The organism is uncultured Aggregatibacter sp., assembly GCF_938046485.1.
Classification (GTDB): Bacteria; Pseudomonadota; Gammaproteobacteria; order Enterobacterales; family Pasteurellaceae; genus Aggregatibacter.
On the sequence record NZ_CALIWN010000011.1, the window covers coordinates 1 to 23546 of the forward strand.

At 42.3% G+C, this 23546-nt stretch carries 22 protein-coding genes, 3 tRNA genes and 1 pseudogene; 11 read left to right on the plus strand and 15 right to left on the minus strand.

Features of this window, described 5'->3' with window-relative positions:
* The first annotated feature begins 303 nt into the window (after positions 1–303).
* Positions 304–555 (plus strand): hypothetical protein, encoded by a 252-nt coding sequence (locus Q0203_RS01315; protein ID WP_297929003.1) that lies wholly within the window; start codon positions 304–306, stop codon positions 553–555.
* A 238-nt stretch (positions 556–793) separates the two neighbouring features.
* On the opposite strand, the gene Q0203_RS01320 is transcribed toward Q0203_RS01315, so the two are convergent.
* The 11 genes and pseudogenes from Q0203_RS01320 to Q0203_RS01370 form a co-directional block, all read right to left on the minus strand.
* On the minus strand, positions 794–1405 hold the full coding sequence (locus Q0203_RS01320; RefSeq protein ID WP_297929006.1) for a glutathione S-transferase: 612 nt from the start codon (positions 1403–1405) through the stop codon (positions 794–796).
* A gap of 142 nt (positions 1406–1547) precedes the next feature.
* Positions 1548–1691: pseudogene (locus tag Q0203_RS01325) on the minus strand (YeeE/YedE family protein); the annotation flags it as partial.
* A 113-nt stretch (positions 1692–1804) separates the two neighbouring features.
* Positions 1805–2452, minus strand: coding sequence for a stress protein (locus tag Q0203_RS01330; RefSeq protein WP_297929008.1), 648 nt, complete (start codon positions 2450–2452; stop codon positions 1805–1807).
* A gap of 12 nt (positions 2453–2464) precedes the next feature.
* Positions 2465–3043 carry a TerD family protein gene (locus Q0203_RS01335; protein WP_297929009.1) on the minus strand — a complete coding sequence of 193 codons (579 nt, stop codon included), beginning with the start codon at positions 3041–3043 and terminating at the stop codon, positions 2465–2467.
* Positions 3044–3079: 36 nt separating this feature from the next.
* A complete protein-coding gene (locus Q0203_RS01340) occupies positions 3080–4579 on the minus strand; it encodes a kinase (RefSeq protein ID WP_297929010.1) in 1500 nt (499 codons plus the stop codon).
* Complete coding sequence (locus tag Q0203_RS01345) at positions 4572–6104, minus strand: PP2C family serine/threonine-protein phosphatase (protein WP_297929012.1); 1533 nt, start codon at positions 6102–6104, stop codon at positions 4572–4574. The genes Q0203_RS01340 and Q0203_RS01345 overlap by 8 nt, the downstream gene beginning before the upstream one ends.
* Positions 6105–6106: 2 nt before the next feature.
* On the minus strand, positions 6107–7144 hold the full coding sequence (locus Q0203_RS01350) for a TerY-C metal binding domain-containing protein (protein WP_297929014.1): 1038 nt from the start codon (positions 7142–7144) through the stop codon (positions 6107–6109).
* Between the two features lie 8 nt (positions 7145–7152).
* Positions 7153–7791 carry a VWA domain-containing protein gene (locus tag Q0203_RS01355; RefSeq protein WP_297929015.1) on the minus strand — a complete coding sequence of 213 codons (639 nt, stop codon included), beginning with the start codon at positions 7789–7791 and terminating at the stop codon, positions 7153–7155.
* 16 nt (positions 7792–7807) lie between these two features.
* The gene (locus Q0203_RS01360) at positions 7808–8446 is read right to left on the minus strand and encodes a VWA domain-containing protein (RefSeq protein ID WP_297929016.1); all 639 of its coding nucleotides are present in this window, start codon (positions 8444–8446) and stop codon (positions 7808–7810) included.
* Between the two features lie 11 nt (positions 8447–8457).
* The gene (locus Q0203_RS01365; protein WP_297929017.1) at positions 8458–8826 is read right to left on the minus strand and encodes a hypothetical protein; all 369 of its coding nucleotides are present in this window, start codon (positions 8824–8826) and stop codon (positions 8458–8460) included.
* 4 nt (positions 8827–8830) lie between these two features.
* Positions 8831–9832 (minus strand): TerC/Alx family metal homeostasis membrane protein, encoded by a 1002-nt coding sequence (locus Q0203_RS01370; protein ID WP_297929019.1) that lies wholly within the window; start codon positions 9830–9832, stop codon positions 8831–8833.
* 108 nt (positions 9833–9940) lie between these two features.
* Here Q0203_RS01370 and Q0203_RS01375 point away from each other — a divergent pair, with 108 nt between their 5' ends.
* Positions 9941–10306, plus strand: coding sequence for a transcriptional regulator (locus Q0203_RS01375; RefSeq protein WP_297929020.1), 366 nt, complete (start codon positions 9941–9943; stop codon positions 10304–10306).
* 290 nt (positions 10307–10596) lie between these two features.
* Here the strand turns inward: Q0203_RS01375 and Q0203_RS01380 are convergent, their stop codons facing one another.
* Positions 10597–10914, minus strand: a complete 318-nt coding sequence (locus Q0203_RS01380) for a cupin (protein WP_295975448.1) — start codon at positions 10912–10914, stop codon at positions 10597–10599.
* A 15-nt stretch (positions 10915–10929) separates the two neighbouring features.
* A complete protein-coding gene (gene polA / locus Q0203_RS01385) occupies positions 10930–13728 on the minus strand; it encodes a DNA polymerase I (RefSeq protein ID WP_297929021.1) in 2799 nt (932 codons plus the stop codon).
* Positions 13729–13944: 216 nt separating this feature from the next.
* Between polA and Q0203_RS01390 the strand changes: the two genes are divergently transcribed.
* The 6 genes from Q0203_RS01390 to Q0203_RS01415 all read left to right on the plus strand — a co-directional run bounded on the left by Q0203_RS01390 (position 13945) and on the right by Q0203_RS01415 (position 17310).
* Positions 13945–14490, plus strand: a complete 546-nt coding sequence (locus Q0203_RS01390; protein WP_021616034.1) for a porin family protein — start codon at positions 13945–13947, stop codon at positions 14488–14490.
* A 120-nt stretch (positions 14491–14610) separates the two neighbouring features.
* The gene (locus Q0203_RS01395; protein ID WP_021616033.1) at positions 14611–14841 is read left to right on the plus strand and encodes a YceK/YidQ family lipoprotein; all 231 of its coding nucleotides are present in this window, start codon (positions 14611–14613) and stop codon (positions 14839–14841) included.
* Positions 14842–14850: 9 nt separating this feature from the next.
* Complete coding sequence (gene rep / locus Q0203_RS01400; RefSeq protein WP_297929031.1) at positions 14851–16866, plus strand: DNA helicase Rep; 2016 nt, start codon at positions 14851–14853, stop codon at positions 16864–16866.
* A 125-nt stretch (positions 16867–16991) separates the two neighbouring features.
* Positions 16992–17085: transfer RNA gene (locus tag Q0203_RS01405), tRNA-Ser, on the plus strand.
* A gap of 17 nt (positions 17086–17102) precedes the next feature.
* A tRNA-Arg gene (locus Q0203_RS01410) sits at positions 17103–17179 on the plus strand.
* Between the two features lie 54 nt (positions 17180–17233).
* Positions 17234–17310, plus strand: a tRNA-Arg gene (locus Q0203_RS01415).
* Between the two features lie 182 nt (positions 17311–17492).
* Here the strand turns inward: Q0203_RS01415 and secA are convergent.
* Entirely contained in the window at positions 17493–20204 is a 2712-nt protein-coding gene (gene secA, locus Q0203_RS01420) for a preprotein translocase subunit SecA (RefSeq protein WP_297929023.1), read from the minus strand.
* Between the two features lie 77 nt (positions 20205–20281).
* Complete coding sequence (gene secM, locus Q0203_RS01425) at positions 20282–20599, minus strand: secA translation cis-regulator SecM (protein ID WP_297929024.1); 318 nt, start codon at positions 20597–20599, stop codon at positions 20282–20284.
* Between the two features lie 91 nt (positions 20600–20690).
* On the opposite strand from secM, the gene Q0203_RS01430 reads away from it, so the two are divergent.
* The 3 genes from Q0203_RS01430 (at position 20691) to gss (ending at position 23424) form a co-directional block, all read left to right on the plus strand.
* On the plus strand, positions 20691–21002 hold the full coding sequence (locus Q0203_RS01430; protein WP_297929025.1) for a DciA family protein: 312 nt from the start codon (positions 20691–20693) through the stop codon (positions 21000–21002).
* Positions 21003–21041: 39 nt separating this feature from the next.
* The gene (locus tag Q0203_RS01435) at positions 21042–21449 is read left to right on the plus strand and encodes a MerR family transcriptional regulator (protein WP_297929027.1); all 408 of its coding nucleotides are present in this window, start codon (positions 21042–21044) and stop codon (positions 21447–21449) included.
* 85 nt (positions 21450–21534) lie between these two features.
* Positions 21535–23424 carry a bifunctional glutathionylspermidine amidase/synthase gene (gene gss / locus Q0203_RS01440; RefSeq protein ID WP_297929029.1) on the plus strand — a complete coding sequence of 630 codons (1890 nt, stop codon included), beginning with the start codon at positions 21535–21537 and terminating at the stop codon, positions 23422–23424.
* Positions 23425–23546 lie beyond the last annotated feature (122 nt).

Consider the following 23546-nt stretch of genomic DNA (forward strand, 5'->3'; position numbering starts at 1 on the left):
AGTAAAAAACTGTTTATTATGTGCTGCGCCCAAATTTTGAGCTTGTAAAGAGCCCGGTAAATTCAGATTCGAAAGGTGACAAATGATTTTAATATTTGCCTGTTTAAGTTTGGGGTAAGTTTGCTCGCCCAACAAATTACCTAGCGCTACAGGCACTTGCTTTTCAATCAACAAATCCATCATCAGTAGAATGAGCAAAAATCATAAGACAAGATAAATGGAACCCTAAGAGTCTCATCTTTCAAGGCTTTGACTTTACGAATGTCGGTGCGCATACGCTTGAAGTAGATTTGTAATGAATGGTTGTTGCCTAAACAGCCGTTGTTTAACCTTGGTAAGGAATGTAAGGGAAAAGGCTGGATTGAGTTTAGCGAAGTGCGGTGGGTGAATGGGAAAAAAATTATACATTTAACCGCTGAGTGTAAAGAGAAAGCCAAATCTGTTTGGCTAGTGACACAGCTGTTTGAGGATAAAACCTTTGCAAAATTTGTCGAGAAAATGGCCGCTCACCTACTTACCTTGTCGGCGGAGTTTTGCACGGTTTGCCGTAAATAAATTGATAAAATGGATATGATGGTGTGATGTCTCCAGAGAACCTTGAAATCACCTTTGAACCAATGATGTTTCGTTCGCCCCCCTCGCCTTGCAACATAAAAAAACAGTTGTTCGTCATATTTGGCTTGGAAACAGAGTAAAATCAAAAAGGGTCTGATGTTATGTCAGACCCTTTGTTTTTTGTGGCGTAAAGTCGGTGTATTTTTAACGTAAAAGTGCGGTTATTTTCCTAGATGTCTTATCTTGGTTTGGTCTCCGCTAAAAAATCATAATGCTGATTCATACGTGCTGCCCAAGTTACTAAATTTGGGGAGAACTTGTTTAAATCTAACCCGATTTGAGTTTGACGAAATACCCACCAGTCGATAAGACAGACGGCACTTATCGTACCGATATTTAACTGCTCACCAAATTTTGTCAGATACTTTTCCAATTCAATAAAACTACGACAATTACGTTCAGTGAGTTGTTCATGCCGTGTCGTCCACCATTCTTCCTGTGGGCGAAGCATGCGTTCAGCAAGCATTGGAATGGTATTTTCTAAAATGCCATCCACCAAAGAATGCGCCTGCAGCACCTGCCAGCGTTGTTCTCCTTGTGGAAATAAACACTTACTGTGTCCGATAGAATCTAAATATTCACTGATTAATAGACTACCAAACAACCATTCTCCGTTATCAAGTTGTAACGCCGGAATGCGTCCGAGCGGGTTGTCTTGGTTATGTGGCGAATTGGGATCGAACGCGGATGTCACGCGTAACAATTCGATTTGTTCGTCCAATTTATGATATTTAAGCACAGCCATCACTTTGCGCACAAAGGGACTTGTGGTGGAATACCAAAGTTTCATGGTGATCTCCTTGTTTATTGCATCTTGTAACCCTATAAAAGACGGTTAAATTTTACCGCACTTTTGCCAATGACTTCTCTCTTGGGAAAGCAAAACGTTGCGGTGGACACGAAAATTACCTCACTTGATAACTTTGTGTCCGCCAGTGTTTTTCAAATAACAAATGGGCTAAACCTGTTTTTCTTGGTTTAAGCGTTACTAATTTGGGTACCGGTTTGGTTAAATGTTTATATACATAATAACCGGTAATCAAGCTAAGTAATGCGACCAACCACCATGGTGAAATTAGAATATATACGCCAAGAACTTTTAGTTAATTGATATGTGATTTAGATATAAAAAATAGGGTTAAAAAATAGATATTTTTAACCCTACTTGGTATGGATATTCTAAAAGTATTTATTTAGATCCTGCTGAGAATTCAAACCCCCAGTCATAATAGTTACTACAATCTGCGTGCCCATTAAAGAAGTTGATATCTTTTCGAACTGACATTTGAGTTCCATCAAAATCAATAGTTGCAATGGCGCAGAATGTACGAGGATCAGTTTGTTTACCCATTTCAACGACGATTTCAGGTTGATTTGGCACTTTAACAGTAACAATAGCATCAGATTCAGCCCATTTTGCTACTCCTTCATAAATGAAACAGTAAATTACTAAGCGGCGTAAATCCCGAATCCCTTTGGGGTTAACTAAAATGTTTTCCCCCTCAGATGAACTTCCATTTCTATCATCACCACAGTGCCACACCCAAGGTGCTTGTATATAGCAACCTTGACGAGTTAAGCGTTCTTTTGAGCCACCACGGCCTTTAGAAAATTGCAGACCATCAATCAAAGATGCGGTTCCATCCTGTAACTCCCAATAACAACCAAGATCTAAGTCAATTTCTTTGGTTTTTCCAAATAAACTACTAAAAAAGCCCACTGGTTTTTGTTGTGTCCAGTTTAAGTTAATAGTTATTTGTTGATCTGTAGCTTTTGATAGATCAATTTTATGAGAGTCACCTTTTTTCTCTAACGTAATTTTGCTTAGTGAAACCATTTGTAACTCCAATTAACCCACATTTACTCCATATTGCTTGCAAAGTGCATATAGTCCGCCAGCATAACCTTGGCCTATTGCACGGAATTTCCATTCACCGTTATGGCGATAAATTTCACCAAATACCATGGCTGTTTCTGTACTGTAATCTTCAGAAAGATCAAAACGAACAATTTCATCACCAGTATCATTATTAACAATACGTACGAATGCATTGTTGACTTGACCAAAATTTTGACGACGAGCTTCTGCATCGTGAATAGTTACAGTAATAAAAAGTGATTTGATATTGCTTTCTACTTTATCTAATCTAACAATTAAGCTTTCATCATCACCATCGCCGTCTCCAGTCAGGTTATCCCCAGTATGTTCTACACCACCACAAGGTGAAACTAATTGATTATAGAAAATGAAATAGCTATCAGAAGGCACTTTAGCGTTTTCTGTTGCCATAAATACACTTGCGTCTAAGTCAAAGTCTTGCCCATCGGTTGAACGAGCATCCCAACCTAAACCAACCAATACATTTTTTAAACTCGGATCGGTTTTACTTAATGAAACATTTTGACCTTTTGTTAATGAAATTGCCATTTTATAGTTCTCCAGTTGTTATTGGGTTAATAAATCTTATACACCTGCTATTTGAACAACGATAAGTCGTCCACCCTCGCCCTTTTTCAAAAGAATTTTTGTGCTGTCTTCAAGCTTCACTTTTCCGCCAATAGGAATAAGTTGTTTAGTATTTATATCTACCATATCAGGCAGATTTTCATTCACGAGCCACCAATTTCCTTGATGTTGAATGAAATAACCAACGCGTTTAGCATCTTCGGCTTTCAATTTTTCATTAGGAAATACGCGGTTGTCAGCGTGCCATTTAAAAAGTGATTGCCCGCTGTAGACCATAATTCTGTGATTATCAGGGCGATAATGGCCATTTGGTGCAGCAGAATACAAATTTAACACGGGTAATTTACCTTGATGTGCTGTGCCACAAAACGGACATTTAGGCGATTTAGAATTATCAAAAGCATACCATTTCTGTTCACAATTAGCGTTTTGACAAGGCTGAAGCAAATCTACTGTTTTTACTAATGCCTGTTCCCATTCATCTGCTGTTGGGCGAGCAATAGGATTATGCAAGCCGTCAATAAAGGCGCGTTTAAATAATTCGCTTAAATAAGGGCCAGTAATGATATAAGGCATTTTTTGTGTGTCTTTCCAAGGCTGTTCGCTAGGTTTAACATTCCCTATTTTTATACGATTAGAATGATCGGTTGGGTGTTCAATGAATAACGCCTTTTCTCCCATTCCTAATTCTTCATCACGCTGGCTATCATTCATATCAAAAACCTTATCGCCTCGAAGTGGATGGCGATAAAGTAAGTACATATAAATTAAAACAGCTAATGCGTGTAAATCCGTAGTTCGGCTAGGTAACTTACGCTTAGGATCGTTTTTATCTAAATGTTGTGTTGCCACTACTTCAGGTGCAATAAAATCAGGCGTTCCCACAACAGTTGGCGGATGTTTCCCTGGTACCACTAAACCGTCAATATCAATCAAACTCGCTTGACCAGTTGTTGGGTCGATTAAACAGTTTTTGTAACCTAAGTCACTATGACTTAATCCAGCCATATGCATACGGCGAACGGCACGAGCCAGCATCAAACAGACTTTCAAATGCAACATCCAATCGCCTAACTCTCGAGAGTCAAGAAACTTATTGCGATTAGAAGCACTGGCGAACCATTTACCGTCTTTATCTTTGCCTTTAATGCCTAACATATCGTTATTACGGCTACCATATTGGAAGAAAAAACAATCACGATAGAAAGGGCTAACCACGCCTAATTTGCCTTGATATTCCACTACTGCCGTAGGCCAGCAGAATAATTTTTTCAGATATTCGCCACCTTCCTGATTGAAGATCTTTTCACGATAAGTACCAGTTATCATTTCTAACCGCTCTTTTGTGGCAAGATCGGCAGGTTCACGAAAGAAAGCGACGACATAATCTTTATTGGGGGAAAACATTACATCTTTCATTCCCCCTTGTGCTTTCACTTCATCAACAAATTGAATTTGTTCGCCATTTGTTGCGGTGAGTGTAATGATCTTATTCATCCTTTTCCCTTTCTTGAATTACGACATCACTCGCTTTGCTCAACGAAACCACTTTTGTTTTATCATTTTGTGGTACATTAATGTTTCTTTCTGGATCATTTACAATTTGCTGTGAATTTTCGACCACTTGTATTGGTGTATGAATTTCTTCTTGATATTGAGCTGAATAAGTAATGCCTTTCCATTCAGATTCAGGAATGAAAACAGCTAAAGTGCGATCATCATGTTCACCTTTTGAGAAGAAATCGAGCCAGTTTTCCAAGGATTTTTCAGGTTTTTCTGCTTGCAATGGCGTATGCAATTCTTCCCAGAATGTTTGCCAAGCTTCAAATGTATTGAGTTGTGCATCAGTCTGAAATTTAGGATCGGAAACACCATCTGTCATTAACATTAAAATGGGTGGATAATCGCGAATATCCGTGCAAATACGCATCGTGATTTTTTCAACGTTAGCTTCGCCTAAAGTTAAAAATTGTGTTTCACCAGAATATTGCCCAGAATCAACTTCACCTAATAATTTGACGTTTTGAGTAGCTGGATCAAAAATTGCAATTGCGCCATCCCCCACCCAATAACAGGCAGTAAACCATTTGCCGTCAATTAAAGGTAACGTAAATGCTAGCAACAATGTGCAAGAAAGAGATTTTGGTTCAATCACTGCATCTCTAGCCTCCGTTTCTTGCGCAAGATAAGCGGCTTGAACAGCTTCTTTAAAAATCGCCTTGGTGATGTAAGCAAGCTCCTGTTCATTTTTTTGAGCCATTTTCTGATAATCTTTGCCTTCAATGCTAAGTAATTCAAACACTTTATCTTGTGCTGCATTGACGGCTAATTTTGAACCTTGGCGAGAAAATTCCGCACTCCCTGCTCCATCTGCCACGGCTAGAAAATGTACTTTTGACTTCTCGTGATAACCGATAGCAAAGTCATCATCACAGCAGGTTCCTTTCATAGCATGTGTACGTCCACGCATACGAGCTGCAATTAATTGACCACTCTCTGTTGTGATTCTTTTATTCGCACTATCCGGTTTCCAAAAACGTGATTTAGGATCAGAAGGAATGTTTTTCCATAAATATTTAGGATTTGGATTAACAAACAATGTAGTATGAGCTAAATAGTCGTCATCAAGTTGAAAAGTCACTAAAAATTCACCGCTCTTTGTCGGAGTACCTTCCAAAGTTTGGTTTTCTATATTCCAAGTTAATCCAATATCATTTTCTATTTTGATGGATTGAACTAAAGGCAAGTCGGCAGGTTTTAAGTAAGTGTAAGGCTCGTCTTGCTTCGCATTTGGAAGCGTAATAATGAGATCTTTTTTGTGTATCAGAGTAATTTCTGTTGGTTGAAGTATCAACATATCATTTTCCAGTAATGTTGAATTTGTAGATGTTTGAAAGCGTTGCCACATTTCTGAAAGATGGGTAATGAGTGTAAAATTTTGGCTTGCAAAAGCATCAAGCCATTTTTCATCGGCTTGATTGAGCCACAATTTAAATTTTTCTAATTGTTCTGTTGCGTTCATCTTTAGCCTCTTGCACGACTAATGTCGAAATCAATGTCATCAGCTTCATCATTGAAATATAAGGTTTCATTACAACCAGGGCAGACAACTTCTTTTTCTCCATTGGCACAGAAAATTTGACCACAGTTGCACATACACAAGCCAAACGCAGCACCACAATGGGGACAACCGCCACCACCCCAAAGTTGGGATGTTGAGATTTTGCTATGATTTGGACGATGATCAGACCAATCTTCATAATCTTTTTCAGCAGGGTAAACGCCAACATATTGGAAAATTACATTGTCCAATGGGCTGCTTTCGATGCGTTCATATTTCATTAAATAAGGCAATTTCATTTTGCTGCATTTGCCCACGATAATGGCATAATTTTCATCTAAGGCGACCGCTTGATTTTTTTCTTTGATTAAAGAAATTGCACCGCTTTCTAAAATTTCTTTATTTAGCGAAATAGGTAACTCCACACCTAACGAACGACTTTGGCTTAAAATAGAATCAGCAACAGATTCACATAAAGCTCGGTAAATTTTTTCAATATCGTCATCATCAAGGCGATAGGTTAAGTCGCTGATCTCACTTAGGGTATTGAGATTAGCAAATTTTCCAATTCCGATATTGATTAGCTTCGCTTTATTTTGAAAATGGTGTTTCCAGCGAGAAATAGCTTGTGCAGGATCATCTGTTGGCGAGCCATCAGACATTAGATAAACCAGCGGTTTCCAATCACCTTTTTTCTCTGGAGTACTACGCACAATATCTTTTTCCAAGGAATCCATTAAATGATTAAGTGCTGCACCAATAGATGTGCCAGAACCAATTGGCAAACGAGGTGAGTAAAAACTCATTAATTCCGTTAATGGTGCAAGTGTACCAGCAGCCCCTGCAAATGCGATCACAGAAAGATAAACAGATTCCAACGCGTAAGGATCACGGCGAAGTTGATTAACTAAGCGGCTAATGCCTTCTTGCATTTGACGAAGATTTTCGCCTGCCATACTTTCAGAGATATCAACAACAAGATAAACAGGTAAGCGACGCATAATATTTCCTAAAATACGATATTAATTTCATCAGGTGGCGGTGGCAGGCCGTTATTATCAACCGCACCCACGCTAACGCTGGTTTGAGCTATGGAAGCAGATACCCATTGGAAGAATTGAGCAAAACTATTCGCATCCATCGTATCTAATGACACAACGGTATCCGTCAATTTCTTTAAGATAGTCGGATCTGCCTTAGGGCCTGCGGCACAAGCCACAATATTGCCGAAATTTAGACTTTTGATTTGTAGAATAGCTTGCTTATAAGCGAGCGTGTCGGAAGGTTTGCCATCGGTAAGCAAGATTAAAATTGGTCGCCAATCACCTTTTTGATCAGGTGTTGCAAGAATGCGATCTTTTTTGACTGCTTGGGCAATATCTTCTAGCAATTTTCCAAGAAAAGTTGCCCCACTTTCAGGGCAAGAAATCGTTGGCAATACCACATTTTCAAGTGCGGTCAGTGGCAAAACATTTTTGATCTGTATATCAAAAGTGAAAATAGAAAGATAAACACTTTCAAGTGCGTAAGGATTTTGTCTTAATGCAGAAAGCAGTGATTGCAATCCGACATTCACTGCTTCAATAGGCTCACCTTTCATTGAGCCTGAAGTATCAATACAAATATAAGTGAGTAGTCTTCTAGACATATCTACACAACCTAAATTATAAAACGATATTTAATTCTGCCGGTGGTGGCGGTAATTCACCTAATCCGCCCACATCTTTTTTGTTGAGATCGACTTTTTGGCTTGAAACAGAAATCGACGCAGAAACCCATTTAAAGAAGGCTTTAATTGAGTTTGCATCAGCAGTATCTAATGACACCACGCTTTCTGTAATTTGTTTTAATACGTTGGTATCAGCTCCGGCACCAGCTGCACAAGCGACAAAAGTCCCTGTCTTCACAGTTTTTAATGCATTAATTCCTTTCTGCAAATTGTCAGTTGGTACACCATCTGAAAGTAAAAATACAACTGGTTTCCAGTCACCTTTTATTTCCGCAGAACCTTTTTGTACTTCGCGATTGATACAATCTGTAAGTAAACTTAATGCTTCGCCCATTGATGTTAAGCCTGATGCTTCAATAGTTGGAAGCTGGAAATTCATTAGCTCTGTGAGTGGTGTAACTTGTCTGGCTTTGCTATCAAAAGTAATCACAGATAGATAAGCCGTTTCTAACGCATAAGGATCTTGACGTAATGCGGAAACTAGCATTTGTAAACCATTACGCACGGATTCAATGGCTTCCCCCATCATTGAGCCAGAAGTATCAACTAATAAATAAACAGGTAAACGACGCATAATTTTTCTCCCTAATAACAATTTTGAGCTGGAAAACCATTTTTACGGTTTAATTCCATTGCGGCTTTACAAGCTGAATAAGATTGTTTACCTGCACAATTTTGATTAAACCAAGCAATCATTTGTGAATGTTGTGCAACTTGCTGGTTATACGCACTTACGGAAGCCGCAGAGTATTGATCAACATAAGTATTTTGAAGCGCATCACCTAACCATTTCGCTTGGTTGTAGATTTCAACGCATTGTTGTTCCATTTCATCACTAATTACTGGAACATGCCCATGCGTAGATGATGTTGGTGGAGCTATATAGTGTTGGTTTGCTAAAACATTTGTTGTGGAAAAACAAGCGGTCAGAAAAATCAATTTCTTTACATTCATTGAATTATCCTTCTTCTTTTTCAGGAAAAATAAACGAAGCCACAACGCCAATAAATAAAACTCCTAATACAATATAAAGACTAACATTGGCAGAAATATGAATGCCTGTATCAAATACCGCGTGATTCCAAGATTGGATTCCCATTTTGATACCAATAAAGAACAATAAGGCAATGACCGCTTTTTCGAGATGAACTAGGTATTTTGTGAGTGCAGCAAGAATAAAATAGAGACTACGTAATCCTAGAATCGCGAAAATCATTGCAGCATAAACGAGTAATGGTTCTTGAGTAACAGCAATAACAGCAGGTACTGAGTCAAAGGCAAATGCTACATCAGATGTTTCAATAGCCATTAAACATAAAAATGCAGGCGTTGCGTAACGAAAACCTTGACGAGTAACGGAAACTATTTGATCTGCATTTAATTCGTTATGTTTTACAAAGAATTTTTCTTGCACTAGTTTTGGGAAAACAGGCATTATTTTCCCTACCAAACGAACACTCCAGTGATGAGTATAGTCTTCGATCTCTTCTTCATTATCATCTCCGCCTCGTAACATTTTCCAGCCACTCCAAAGTACAAAAGCAGCAAAGATAAATCCAATCCAAGGACTTGCGGCAAATAATCCTGTTCCAATCACAACGAAAATAGCTCGGAAAATCAATGCGCCTAAAATACCCCAATAAAGAATTCGATGTTGAAGATGATCTTTAATTCCAAAAGATGCAAAGATTGCAACAAAAACCATTAAATTATCAATTGATAAGCTTTTTTCGAGTACATATCCGGCAAGATAGAGATCAGCCCACTCTGGCTCAAAACGGAAATAAAGATAAATGTAGAACGCCAATGCCAATGAAATCCAAAAGATTGACCAAAGTGCGGCATTTTTTACAGTGATTTCTTTACTGTGACGATGAGAAATCAGATCAATATAAACGGAGAAAAGGACGACAGAGAAGAAAACAATAATGACTTCTAAAGGAAAACCAAAGTGATGCATAGATGAGACCTAAAACTGAAACAGTTAATATTTTAAACTGATACAGTTTATATAAAAACCAGTTTGGTTTACAAGTTCTTTTTAACTTTCGTCATAATGATTTTCGTGATGAAAATATTAACTGAAAAAGAAAAATTTAGCACCCGCTTAAAACTAGCTCTTTCTGCAATGGCTATGCAGAATTTAAAAACGAGTGAAATCGCCACTAAATTTAATTTACAACATCCTAATGAGCCAGTAACACAACAAGCAGTGTATAAATGGCTCAATGGGTTAGCAATTCCATCAATGGATAAAATAGAAACATTGTCAAAATGGTTGATGGTTAAACCAGAATGGTTGCGTTATGGCGTGAACGATGAGACTCAAAAAACAATGTTAGATGAAGTGCTGTTAAGTATGATTGTTGGGCTATCTGAACAACAAAAATCAGCATTAATTACATTTATTAGTTCATTTCAGACTAGAACTTAAGTGCAAATTTTACTATTTTTAACTTTATATATAATTTAGAAGAATATAGGGCTTTTGTCCTAAGTGTAGTGCGGAGCTAAAGTCGGTTAGATTGATACAAGAAAGGTTTTATTGTAATTTGTTACTTGTTACATCACAAAACAACACCGCATTGAAGCAATTTCTATGCGGTATTATTTTTAATAAATTTTCATCCGGGCATAAAAATTCCCGGGGAACATAGTTTTGATATTGCATAAAAATTATATAATTCTGATTCTTTCTTTTGCAACAGTTAAGTTCTTTATTAATCAAATACTTCCCGCCTTTTCAATCACCAAAATCCGTGCTTCGCCTTGCGGGTGGGCAACGTGTTCGGTGCCGATGCCGGCGTAGAAGATATCACCGGTTTCGAGCAATACGCTCTTGGCTTCGCCACGCTCTTTGTAGTGCATTTCCACTACGCCGTCCATCACCGCAAAAACTTCCTCGCCATCATTGATATGCCATTTATAAGGCTCATCCGTCCAATGTAACCGCACGCTGATGCCATTCATTTCAGCAATATCCAAACCGCCCCAAGCACGGGTGGCGGTAAAATCTGCGCTACGGATAATTTTGTGTGCCATGCTCTCTCCTTAACATTAGTGGGCTTCGTCCCAATTCTCGCCCACGCCGACATCCACAATCAATGGTACCACAAGTTCGGCGGCGGCTTCCATGTGCTGTTTGATGAGATCGCTAAAAAACGCGATTTTTTCTGACCGCACTTCAAATACCAATTCATCGTGCACCTGCATGATCATGTGAATATCCGGATCATCGCGCGTGATTTCATCCAATTTAATCATGGCGCGTTTGATGATATCGGCGGCGGTACCTTGCATCGGTGCGTTAATCGCTACCCTTTCCGCGCCTTTGCGACGCATAGCATTGGAAGAATTGATTTCCGGCAAATACAAACGGCGTCCGAATAAGGTTTCCACATAGCCCTGCGCTTTCGCCTTCTCACGGATGTCGTGCATAAAGGTTTGCACGCCCGGGTAACGTTGGAAATACAAATCCATGTAGCGTTGCGCATCTGCGCGGGAAATCCCAAGCTGACGGGAAAGCCCGAAAGAGGACATACCGTAAATCAGACCGAAGTTAATGGCCTTCGCATTGCGACGCTGTTCGCTCGTCACCTGTTCCAACGGCAAACCAAAAATCTCCGCCGCGGTGGAGCGGTGAATGTCTTTACCTTGTGCGAACGCGTTAATCAAACCTGCGTCGTTGGACAAATGCGCCATAATGCGCAGCTCGATTTGGGAATAGTCGGCGGCAATAATTTTATAACCGTCACGGGCAATAAAGGCTTGGCGAATGCGGCGGCCTTCCTCGTTACGAATAGGAATATTCTGCAAATTCGGATCACTGGAAGAAAGCCGCCCTGTTGCCGTCACGGCTTGATGATAAGAGGTGTGTACGCGCCCGGTTTGCGGGTTCACCATTTGCGGCAATTTGTCGGTGTACGTGGATTTCAGTTTGCTCAAACCGCGATGTTCCACCAACACTTTCGGCAATTCGTGGCTGTACGCCAGTTCCTCCAACACGTCTTCATTGGTGGATGGCGCGCCTTTCGGGGTTTTTTGTAACACCGGCAAGCCAAGTTTATCGAACAGAATTTCTTGCAACTGTTTCGTGGACGCCAAATTGAACGGTTGTCCTGCCAGTTCGTGCGCCTGCATTTCAAGTGCGGTCAATCTTTCGGTAATTTCGTTGGACTGCAAGAACAGCGCATCAGAATCAATCAGCACGCCACAACGCTCCATGCGCGATAACACGCCGAGCAACGGCAATTCGATGGACTGATAGAGTTCCACCAAACTGGGTTGCGACTGAAGTTTTTCCCACAACACTTGTTGCAATTTCATGGTCACATCGGCATCTTCCGCCGCGTATTCGCCTGCTTGCTCTAGTGGGATTTGGTTGAATGTCAGCTGATTTTTCCCTTTGCCGGCAATGTCTTCAAAGCCGATGGTTTGGTGGCCGAGATAACGCTTCGCTAAGTCGTCCATGTTGTGTCGACCGGTGCTGTCCAAGGTGTAAGAAAGCAACATGGTGTCGAATTCAATGCCCCGTAATTCAATGCCGTTGCGGGCGAAAATAGTCATATCAAACTTGAGATTCTGCCCGATTTTACCGATATTTGAGTTCTCTAAAATGGGTTTGAGGGCAGCAAGTGCGGTGCTTTTTTCGAGCGTTTTTGGCGCACCGAGATAATCCAAATGCAACGGTAAATACGCCGCTTCGCCATTTTCTAACGCAAAAGACACGCCGACCAAATTAGCAGACATATAATCTAGCCCGTCGGTTTCCGTATCCACCGCAATCAGTTTCTCGGCACTCAATTTTTCCACCCAGCGGGCTAAATCCTCTTCAGCTAGAATATTTTCATAGCGACTGCGGTCAATGTTAAATTTAACGGCATTTTCAACCGCACTTTCATCGGTGTTGACTGCCGGCGTCGCTTGATAGTGATTAATTTTCACTGATTGCGTCGGTTGCGTTACAGAATTGGTGCCGTTCATCACTTCGCCTAACCAGCGTTTAAATTCATACCGCCCGAAATATTCAATTAATGCGTCATTATTGCTGTCACCAAGCGTAAGTTCTTGCGGGGAAAATGCCAATGCCACGTCGGTTTTGATGGTTGCCAACGCATAGGACAAATCTGCCATGTCTTTTTCAGCAAGCAATTTTTCACCGAGTTTCTTCGCACCACGAATCGGCAACTCGGCGACTTTATCCAGATTGGCATAAATTTGAGCCATGCTGCCGATGCCCTGTAAAAGTCCTAATGCTGTTTTTTCGCCTACGCCCGATACGCCGGGAATGTTGTCGGAGCTGTCGCCCATCAATGCCAGATAATCAATAATTAACTCCGGCGGAATACCGTATTTTTCAATCACCCCCGCGCGATCTAGCAGGCTGTTGTTCATGGTATTAATCAACATAATGTTGTCATCCACCAGCTGTGCCATGTCTTTGTCGCCGGTACTGATCAGCACCTTCTGCCCATTTTGCGACGCCTGGCGGGCCAACGTGCCGATGACATCGTCCGCTTCAACACCTTCCACCACCAGCAGCGGAATCCCCAAGGCACGAATCATGTCGTGCAAAGGCTGGATTTGTTTACGCAGATCGTCCGGCATCGGCGGACGATGGGATTTATATTGCTCAAACATTTCATCGCGGAAGGTTTTGCCTTTGGCATCAAACACCACCGCAATATGGCTTGGCTGCACCTGTGAAATCAAGCTTTTCAACATATTCAGCACACCATACATGGCGCCTGTCGGTTCACCGTTGGAGTTGGTCAGCGGAGGGAAAGCGTGAAAGGCGCGGTATAAATAAGAAGAACCGTCCACGAGGACAAGGGGATTTGTAGCAATTTGAGCCATAATCATCTCATGATGTTGATAAAATGTTGTCGCATTATAGCGAAAATCGGCCAAGGGCGCATGGGGAAATCCCCCTGAAAAAAGGGATTAAAAAACACCGAAAAAACATACCGCACTTTGTCTTGTCTGATCGGTGAAACCGCTGATGGATCTTGATCCTGACGGTGAAAATGCCTATACTCAGGTCGTTTTTAACACAATCCAGCAGAGGATCTTATGAAAAAATTCACACTTTTAGCGCTTAGCGCGGCTATCGTATCAACAACGGCAATCGCCTCCGATGTTAATTTCACCGATTTAGGTATTGGGGTTGGCGTGGGCACAACAAAATATGAAGGTGCAAAACGTATTGCCAATATTGATGCTATCGTTGATTACGGTTTCCAACTTGATGAAAATGTCGTGGGTATCGTGGAAGGAAAATTGAAAGCACATGATTCCAAATTACAAGACAACGCTTATGGCCGATTTGAACAACGAGGACGTTTAGGCGTAGGCTATTTGCTAGGTTATAAAGTCGCACCGTCTATTTTGCCTTATGCGAAACTCAGTGGCGAAGTGGTGAAATTTAAAAAATATGCTCACGATGGCAGCTACAGTGCCAGCGACACGAACTTAGGTTATGGTTTCGGTGCCGGCGTGAAAGCCGCTGTTGTGCCGAACTTTGAACTTGGCGTTGAATATTTACGCACCGGTCATCGCTTTGAAAGCACGAACATTAAAGGTAATACATTCAGCACAAGCGCGACCTATCGTTTCTAATTTGAATGCATTTTAAAGAGATTGCGCCGAAGGAAAACCAACGGCGCAATTTTTTTGCCTGCGCAATCTTACGGAAACCTTGCCCTATCCTTTCCTATTTGGTGTAAAATTCGCCTGCTTATGAAATTTCAACCCCTAAAAACACTGTTTTTTTCGACCGCACTTTTCACCACCAGCGCCTGTGGCACTGTGGTAAAACTGGTGGATCCAACAGAGCCTTATCGCGCCTATGCCGGCACCAAATACGATTTCGAGATGGCAAAGCGCTGGGGCTTACCGATTTTGGATGTGCCCTTGTCTTTTCTGTTGGATACGGCACTTTTGCCTTATGTCTGGTCGCAAAGTGAATAATCAATGACTATGAAACTCAATCCGCAACAACAACAAGCCGTGGAATATGTGTCCGGCCCTTGCCTCGTTTTAGCCGGTGCAGGCTCTGGGAAAACGCGCGTCATCATCAACAAAATTGCTCACCTGATTGGTAAGTGCGGTTATCTTCCAAAGCAAATCGCCGCCGTCACTTTCACCAATAAAGCCGCACGTGAAATGAAAGAACGTGTGGCACAGTCCATTGGTAAGGAATCCTCCAAAGGGCTCATTGTGTCCACCTTTCACACCCTCGGGTTTGACATTATTAAGCGTGAATACAAGCACTTAGGTTTTAAAGCGAACATGACGCTGTTTGATGAACATGATCAAATGGCGTTGTTAAAAGAGCTCACCGCTGATCTATTGCAAGAAGACAAAGAGTTACTACGCACGCTGATTAATCGCATTTCCAACTGGAAGAATGACTTATGTAGCCCCCAACAAGCGATGACATTGGCGCGAGATAAGCAAGAACAAACCTTCGCTCATTGTTACGACCGCTATAACAAGCAGCTACGCGCTTACAATGCCTTGGATTTTGATGATTTGATTATGTTGCCGACCCTACTGTTCAAACAAAACGAAGAAGTGCGGTCAAAATGGCAGGAGAAAATTCGCTATCTGTTGGTGGATGAATACCAAGACACCAATACCAGCCAATATGAGTTGATTAAGTTGTTGGTAGGTGATCGTGCGCGTTTCACGGTGGTGGGTGACGACGATCAGTCTATTTATTCTTGGCGTGGTGCGCGACCACAGAATATGGTGCGATTACGCGATGATTTTCCGGCGTTACGGGTGATTAAACTGGAACAAAATTACCGTTCCAGCCAACGCATTTTGCATTGCGCCAATATCCTCATTGATAACAATGATCATGTTTTCGACAAAAAACTCTTTTCCAATTTAGGCGAAGGGGAAAAATTACAAATTATTGAAGCGAAAAACGAAGAACATGAAGCAGAACGTGTCGTGGGCGAACTCATTGCTCACCGTTTTATCGCGAAAACCCATTATCGTGATTATGCCATTTTGTATCGTGGTAACCACCAATCGCGCTTGCTGGAAAAAATTCTGATGCAAAACCGCATTCCATACAAAATCTCCGGTGGTACATCCTTTTTCTCCCGCGCGGAAATTAAGGACATGATGGCGTATTTGCGTTTGGTGGTGAATCAAGATGATGATGCGGCGTTTTTGCGCATTGTGAACACGCCAAAACGGGAAATCGGTACGGCAACACTGGAAAAATTGGGTTCATTGGCACAAGAAAAACACGTTAGCTTATTTGAAGCGATTTTTGATTTTGAGTTGATTCAACGAGTCACCCCGAAAGCCTATGATGCGTTGCAAAAATTCGCCCGTTGGATTGTCGAATTGAATGACGAAATACAACGTTCTGAACCTGAATGCGCCCTGCGTTCCATGCTTGCTTCGTTACATTATGAAGAATACTTATACGAATACGCCACCAGCCCAAAAGCGGCAGAAATGCAGAGCAAAAACGTGGCAACGTTGTTTGATTGGGTTGCTGATATGCTCAAAGGCGATGAATTTAATGAGCCGATGAATCTGAACCAAATCGTCACCCGCTTAACGTTGCGCGATATGTTAGAACGCGGCGAAGAGGAAGATGACAGCGATCAGGTACAATTAATGACGCTTCATGCCTCCAAAGGGCTAGAATTTCCGCATGTGTTTTTAATCGGCATGGAAGAAGGCATTTTACCGCATCAAACTAGCATTGACGAAGACAACGTGGAGGAAGAACGCCGTTTGGCGTATGTGGGCATTACGCGTGCGCAGCAGAATCTGTGGTTTTCTTTGTGCAAAGAACGACGCCAGTTCGGCGAATTGATTCGTCCTGAGCCCAGCCGATTCTTACTGGAGTTGCCGGAAAACGATTTGCAGTGGGAGCGGGATAAACCGCCGTTAAGTGCCGAACAGCAACAGGCAAAAACGCAAAGCCATATTGCTAATTTACGGGCGATTTTACGCGGGAAATAATCTGTGAATGTGATACTTGAAGTTGTCGAGAAATCGCACAACTAACTTGATTTCAAGCACTTTTCGGAAAAAATAATTTGACTTATTATTATAAATCCGTATTATACCGCCCACAAACCGATTGTGGTGAGATGGCCGAGTAGGCTGAAGGCGCTCCCCTGCTAAGGGAGTATGGGGTCAAAAACTCCATCGAGGGTTCGAATCCCTCTCTCACCGCCATTTGTTTAATTTGTCTCGCACCCGTAGCTCAGCTGGATAGAGTACTCGGCTACGAACCGAGCGGTCAGAGGTTCGAATCCTCTCGGGTGCGCCATTTTAAATCGACTCTATTGTTTAAAATGGTCTGAGCAAATTAAACATCAACTACGCACCCGTAGCTCAGCTGGATAGAGTACTCGGCTACGAACCGAGCGGTCAAAGGTTCGAATCCTTTCGGGTGCGCCATTCTCTCTTATCTCTATTTCTTTTTCAATTAGCTTTAATCCTGCTTTTCGTTTCTAAAGTAAACGCATTAACTGTTTCAAGTGTCATCGCCTTTCTTCGAATAAAAAGAAAGGAGGTACAGTTTCTATGGACATTTTTATTGACCATGAAACCGCCCTCCTTATCGTGCCACTTATTGGCTTTTAGTGTTTCGCTGCACGACTGCCGTGGCAATGTTTGTATTTTTTACCTGAGCCACATGGACAAGGTTCATTACGCCCGATTTTATGGTGTTCTTCTACTGCATTTTGAGCGCCTTGTTCATCCTGTGATTCTTCATTGTGATACTGCATTGCTGCTGCCTCGCGCTGAGCCAATTCTTGACGTAAACGTTCTGCTTCTTCCATTTCCTCTTGCGTACGCACTTGGACGCGGCTTAAGGTGGTGACCACGCTTAATTTCAAGGCATCCAACATTTCGGTAAACATTTGGAAAGACTCTTTTTTGTATTCCTGTTTCGGATCTTTTTGTGCATAACCGCGTAAATGAATACCACGGCGTAGGTGATCCATGGCAGATAGATGTTCTTTCCAAAGTTCATCTAGGGTTTGTAACATCACGCCTTTTTCAAAATTGCGCATGGTTTGTGCGCCGGCCAATTCTTCTTTGCGTTTATATTCATCAGTAGCCGCTTGAATAATACGCTCACGCAAGGTTTCTTCATGCAGATGATTGTCTTCATCCAGCCATTTGGTGATAGGTAAATCCAGCGCGAAATCTTGTTTTAAACGTTGTTCCAATGCCGGCACATCCCATTGTTCTTCCAGTGATTGTGGCGGAATATATTGATCGATAACGCTGTTGAAGACGTCCTGACGAATCACATCGATAGTTTCAGAAATATCGTCATTTTCTAACAATTCATTGCGTTGTTCATAAATTGCATGGCGTTGGTCATTTGCCACATCATCAAATTCGAGTAAGTTTTTACGCCCATCGAAGTTATGCGCTTCCACTTTGGCTTGTGCAGAGGCAATCACTTTCGCTAATAATTTAGACTCCATGGCCTCGCCTGGTTGGCTGAAAGCTTTGCGCATCATGTTAAGTTTGCCTTCATTGAGGTAAATACGCATTAACGCATCGTCTAAGGACAAATAGAAACGGGAAGAACCCGGGTCCCCTTGACGACCGGAACGACCGCGCAACTGGTTGTCGATACGGCGGGATTCGTGGCGTTCTGTACCGATAATATGCAAGCCTCCGGCTTGTTTTACGATGTTATGACGTTCTTGCCATGCAGCTTTGATCGCCTCAATTTGCTCTGGTGTTGGATTTTCCAGTTTATCCACTTCCGCTTTCCAGTTACCTCCCAACACGATATCGGTACCACGACCCGCCATGTTGGTGGCGATAGTGACGGCTCCCGGATACCCTGCATTAGCGACGATTTCCGCTTCTTGTGCGTGGAACTTGGCGTTCAACACATTATGTTTAATGCCCGCTTTGGTTAACGCATTCGAGAGTAATTCAGATTTTTCAATAGAGATTGTTCCCACTAACACCGGTTGGTTACGGGCCACGCAATCTTTGATGTCCTCAATAATGGCGTTGAATTTGTATTCTTCTGTTTCAAACATCACATCAGTGCGATCATCACGGATCATTGGACGATTGGTCGGAATGACGACGGTTTCTAAGCCGTAGATTTTTTGGAATTCAAAGGCTTCTGTATCTGCCGTACCGGTCATTCCCGCTAATTTCTCGTATAAACGGAAATAGTTTTGGTAAGTGATAGAGGCGACAGTTTGGTTTTCGCTTTGAATGCGAACCCCTTCTTTGGCTTCGATGGCTTGGTGTAAGCCGTCCGACCAACGACGACCTGCCATCGTACGACCGGTGTGTTCATCGACGATAACAATCTCACCATCTTTTACAATGTAATCCACATCACGTTCAAATAAAGTATGAGCGCGCAATGCCGCCATAACGTGGTGTAACAAAGAAATTTTAGACGGTGAATAAAGGGATTCGGTGTCTTTCATGAATCCATGTTCAATTAACCATTGTTCGCATTTTTCTTGCCCACGTTCGGTCAAGTAAGCTTGTTTGGTTTTTAAATCCAACGTGTAATCGCCGGTACCTTGATATTCTTCGGTATCTTCTTTGTCTTGTTTAATTAAGACAGGAATCAACTTGTCGATAGCCATATACAGTTCGGAGCTGTCTTCTGCCTGACCGGAAATGATTAACGGCGTACGCGCTTCGTCAATTAATATGGAGTCCACTTCATCCACTAACGCATAGTAGAGATCTTTTTGAAAACGCTCTTGCGGGGCGTGCGCCAAGTTGTCACGCAAATAATCAAAACCTAACTCGCTATTAGTGGCATAAGTAATGTCCGCTGCGTATGCTGCGCGTTTTTCTTCCGGTGACATGCCCGGCACGTTTACGCCGACAGTCAGGCCTAAAAATTCGAATAATGGACGGTTGGTTTCCGCATCTCGGCGGGCAAGATAGTCATTCACGGTAACCACATGCACGGCTTTGCCCGGTAACGCGTTCAAATAGCATGGCAACGTCGCGGTTAAGGTTTTCCCTTCACCGGTACGCATTTCCGCGATACAACGACTGTTAAGCACCATACCGCCGATAAGTTGCACGTCGAAATGACGCATGCCAAGCACACGTTTACTGGCTTCACGCACGGTCGCGAATGCTTCCGGTATTAAACTTTCCAAGGTTGCGCCTTGTGCTAAACGGTCACGGAATTCCGCCGTTTTGGCTTTGAGTTGTTCATCGCTTAACGCTTCGTATTCCGGCTCAAGTTTATTAATTTTAACGACGATTTTATTGAGGCGGCGCAAAACACGGTCGTTACGGCTACCAAAAATTTTAGTTGCAATAGTTCTAAGCATAATTCTTTCTTTTTTAAAAACAGATAAATGAAATCGTTTAATGATATTAAACGATGGCGTAAATTAGATAGTCGAGGTTAAATCAATGCTGGCCCAGCGCGAATTGGCGCGTTAGGCATAAAAGGCGAACGCGTAAAGTGCGGTTCGTTTTGCGAGAGAATTTCAACTGCCGGTAAGGTCTGTTGCGGTTGACATTGTTGCTGGCGGGTTTGTTGTAATAAAGACACCGCCGTTAAAATTTGAGGCGCATTTTGCTGTTGCGTATTTTGATAGTTTTCACTACCAACAGCAGCCGGATAATTCAGTTCCTGCGTAGCGGGCAAAACAAAAATCGCCAGCATGCCGAGAAGCAGTCGCGACCAAAAATTGTGTTTGCTTTTGTTGGAAATAATCATAGGGATTTCACTATCAAAAAATTGTCGGTATTGTAGCGGAATTTCGCTACAATGTCATAAATATTAGGGCGTAGAGGCGGAAAACAAGGTAATGCGTTATCAAAAACCAATCAATATTCAGACTTTATTGCAAGATTCGCCATTGGCGAAAATGATGCAAAAAGGCGTTCGATTGAATGAATTAAATCAGCAAATGAAAGCGTTCTTTCCCGCGGAATTTGCCGGGCTGTATCGTATTGCCAATATTGAACAACAGAGTTTGCGTATTGAGGTGGCCAATGCCATTGTTCGTCAAAGCTTTTTGTTTCGCCAACAGGCATTATTGGGCGTTATTCAGCAGCATTTGCCGGAAATTACCGAATTAATTTTTTACATTAACCCTGAATTTCGTCCTGAGTCATAAAAGTGCGGTGTCTTTTTCAGGTGTTTTTACGGAGATGGGATGAAAATAGGGAAGTTAGCCAAAGCGGTTGGCTGTAGTGTAGATGCCATTCGATTTTATGAACAAAAAGGCATCATGCCACGCCCGTTGCGTTCTGCCGGTGGTTTCCGTTTATACACGGACGAACATTTGCAGCGCTTGTCATTTATTTGTTATTGCCGATCTTTGGATATGTCCCTAGAAGAAATCAAATTGCTCTTGAGTTTGGACACTGCATCGGAGCAACAAAAGACCGAAATTAATCAATTACTCGATCGACATATTCAAGACATTGCCAAACATATTCACCGTCTGCAACATTTACGCATGAATTTGTTGCAATTAAAACAGCAATGTGGCGCATCAGAGCAGCGGAATTTACTGCAGATCTTACAGCGTAGCCATACGAAGTTTAGACCGATAAGATAACCACCGAAAATGTATAAAACGTCACTTGGGGCGGTAGGGGAAAAGATCTATACTATTGGTCTGATTTACTTTTCTCGGAGTTGTTATGCCGGATCGTTCTCCTAATATCACAACACATGATCCTTTCGGCAGCTTGTTGGGTTATGCGCCCGGCGGCGTTGCCATTTATTCTTCAGACTATAATACGGCAGATTCGCAGGAATACCCTGACGATGCCGCTTTTCGTAGCTACCTGGGTGGCGAATACATGGGCTATAAGTGGCAATGTGTGGAATTCGCCCGTCGCTATCTTTATCTCAATTACGGCATGGTCTTCACCGATGTTGGTATGGCGTACGAAATTTTTTCCCTGCGTTTTCTACGCCAAGTGGTTAATGACGCATTGTTACCGCTACAAGCCTTTGCCAATGGCGGAAAGCGAGCACCGGAATGTGGTGCGTTGCTGATCTGGCAGGAAGGTGGCGAGTTCAAACACACCGGCCATGTGGCTATTATCACCGAGGTGCTGACAGATAAAGTACGCATTGCGGAGCAAAATGTGATTCACTCCCGCCTGCCGAGCGGTCAACAATGGACCCGTGAATTGCCAATGACGGTAACAGAGGACGGCTATCGCTTATATGATACCTTTGATGATACAGAAATCCTTGGTTGGATGATTCAAACAGATAACGAGGAATTTAGCCTGCCACAACCTATGCCGGCGCCGAATAAACTCAACATTTGTGCAAAACATATTGAGAATCAAGGGCAGTTTTCAGCAAACTGGCTGGATGAAACAAAACCGTTAGAGGCAGCTTACGTCAAAGCAATGCAAGGACATCGAGTGAATCATGGTGATCAATATCGTTATTTTGCGCTTTCCGAAAGCGCACAACATGAACTGATTCGCGCCACAAATGAATTGCATCTCATGTATTTGCACGCCACCGACAAAGTACTCAAAGACGATAACTTATTGCAATATTTCAACATCCCAAAACTGCTTTGGCCTCGCCTGCGGTTATCTTGGCAAAATCGTCGTTATCAAACCATCAGTGGACGATTAGATTTCTGTCTCGATGAGCGCGGTTTGAAAGTGTATGAATACAATGCTGATTCCGCCTCTTGTCATGCTGAAGCGGGCGCAATCTTGCCACGTTGGGCAACACAAGCCGGACTCACTACGGGGCATGATCCGAGCGAAGGTTTACTTAATGCATTGGCAGATACATGGAAACACAGCCATGCGACATCGTTAGTCCATATTATGCAGGATTACGATGCTGAAGAAGATTACCATGCCTTGTTTATGCGTGATGCCCTGACACAAGCCGGTTTTAAAACGAAGATTATTCACGGCACAGAAGGCCTCCACTGGGATACGCGCGGACAATTATTAGACGATGAAAATCAGCGCGTTCAAAGCGTATGGAAAACCTGGGCGTGGGAAACCGTGTTGGAGCAATTACGTGAAGATGCGACAGGGCGTGAAGTTGCTCCGCCGATTCGTACAGGTTATCCGGAAGATAAAGTGCGGTTAATTGACGTGTTACTTCGTCCGGAAGTACTGGTTTATGAACCTTTGTGGACAGCCATTCCAAGTAACAAAGCCATTTTGCCGGTGTTATGGTCGTTGTTTCCAAATCACCGTTATTTGTTGGAAGCGGGATTTGAACTGACACCAGAATTAATTAAAAATGGCTATGCACAAAAACCAATTGCCGGTCGTCGTGGGGATAATGTGAAACTCATTGGCGAATGTAAAACCGTGTTAGACAGTACAAACGGCCGTTTTGATAAACAGGAAAATATTTACCAGCAACTTTGGTGTTTGCCGAAAGTAGAAGATCAATATGTACAGGTATGCACTTTTACTGTAGGTGGACATTATGCCGGGAGCTGTTTGCGTTCCGACCCGACTCGGGTGATTGTCGGCGATAGCGATATGCAGCCGTTACGTATATTCAACGACAAGGCATTTATCACGGATTAAGCCATCAATGGATCTTGAGACTGTTCTCTAGGCATTTGAGTCATAAAAATTTTGGAAAGAATGTTCGAATCTTTGATCAAGATAACAGTTTTTAGGTAGAAATTCTCATAGAATAGAGACAG

Bases quoted from the DNA above. Each gene is read 5' to 3' on its own strand.
- Q0203_RS01380 (WP_295975448.1), bottom strand. From the start codon at position 10,914: ATGGCACACAAAATTATCCGTAGCGCAGATTTTACCGCCACCCGTGCT.
- Q0203_RS01335 (WP_297929009.1), bottom strand. From the start codon at position 3,043: ATGGCAATTTCATTAACAAAAGGTCAAAATGTTTCATTAAGTAAAACC.
- Q0203_RS01350 (WP_297929014.1), bottom strand. From the start codon at position 7,144: ATGCGTCGCTTACCTGTTTATCTTGTTGTTGATATCTCTGAAAGTATG.
- Q0203_RS01340 (WP_297929010.1), bottom strand. From the start codon at position 4,579: ATGAATAAGATCATTACACTCACCGCAACAAATGGCGAACAAATTCAA.
- polA (WP_297929021.1), bottom strand. From the start codon at position 13,728: ATGGCTCAAATTGCTACAAATCCCCTTGTCCTCGTGGACGGTTCTTCT.
- Q0203_RS01345 (WP_297929012.1), bottom strand. From the start codon at position 6,104: ATGAACGCAACAGAACAATTAGAAAAATTTAAATTGTGGCTCAATCAA.
- Q0203_RS01330 (WP_297929008.1), bottom strand. From the start codon at position 2,452: ATGGTTTCACTAAGCAAAATTACGTTAGAGAAAAAAGGTGACTCTCAT.
- Q0203_RS01320 (WP_297929006.1), bottom strand. From the start codon at position 1,405: ATGAAACTTTGGTATTCCACCACAAGTCCCTTTGTGCGCAAAGTGATG.
- Q0203_RS01435 (WP_297929027.1), top strand. From the start codon at position 21,042: ATGAAAATAGGGAAGTTAGCCAAAGCGGTTGGCTGTAGTGTAGATGCC.
- Q0203_RS01375 (WP_297929020.1), top strand. From the start codon at position 9,941: ATGAAAATATTAACTGAAAAAGAAAAATTTAGCACCCGCTTAAAACTA.
- Q0203_RS01395 (WP_021616033.1), top strand. From the start codon at position 14,611: ATGAAATTTCAACCCCTAAAAACACTGTTTTTTTCGACCGCACTTTTC.
- Q0203_RS01365 (WP_297929017.1), bottom strand. From the start codon at position 8,826: ATGAATGTAAAGAAATTGATTTTTCTGACCGCTTGTTTTTCCACAACA.
- Q0203_RS01370 (WP_297929019.1), bottom strand. From the start codon at position 9,832: ATGCATCACTTTGGTTTTCCTTTAGAAGTCATTATTGTTTTCTTCTCT.
- secM (WP_297929024.1), bottom strand. From the start codon at position 20,599: ATGATTATTTCCAACAAAAGCAAACACAATTTTTGGTCGCGACTGCTT.
- Q0203_RS01430 (WP_297929025.1), top strand. From the start codon at position 20,691: ATGCGTTATCAAAAACCAATCAATATTCAGACTTTATTGCAAGATTCG.
- Q0203_RS01355 (WP_297929015.1), bottom strand. From the start codon at position 7,791: ATGTCTAGAAGACTACTCACTTATATTTGTATTGATACTTCAGGCTCA.
- secA (WP_297929023.1), bottom strand. From the start codon at position 20,204: ATGCTTAGAACTATTGCAACTAAAATTTTTGGTAGCCGTAACGACCGT.
- Q0203_RS01390 (WP_021616034.1), top strand. From the start codon at position 13,945: ATGAAAAAATTCACACTTTTAGCGCTTAGCGCGGCTATCGTATCAACA.
- Q0203_RS01360 (WP_297929016.1), bottom strand. From the start codon at position 8,446: ATGCGTCGTTTACCTGTTTATTTATTAGTTGATACTTCTGGCTCAATG.
- rep (WP_297929031.1), top strand. From the start codon at position 14,851: ATGAAACTCAATCCGCAACAACAACAAGCCGTGGAATATGTGTCCGGC.
- gss (WP_297929029.1), top strand. From the start codon at position 21,535: ATGCCGGATCGTTCTCCTAATATCACAACACATGATCCTTTCGGCAGC.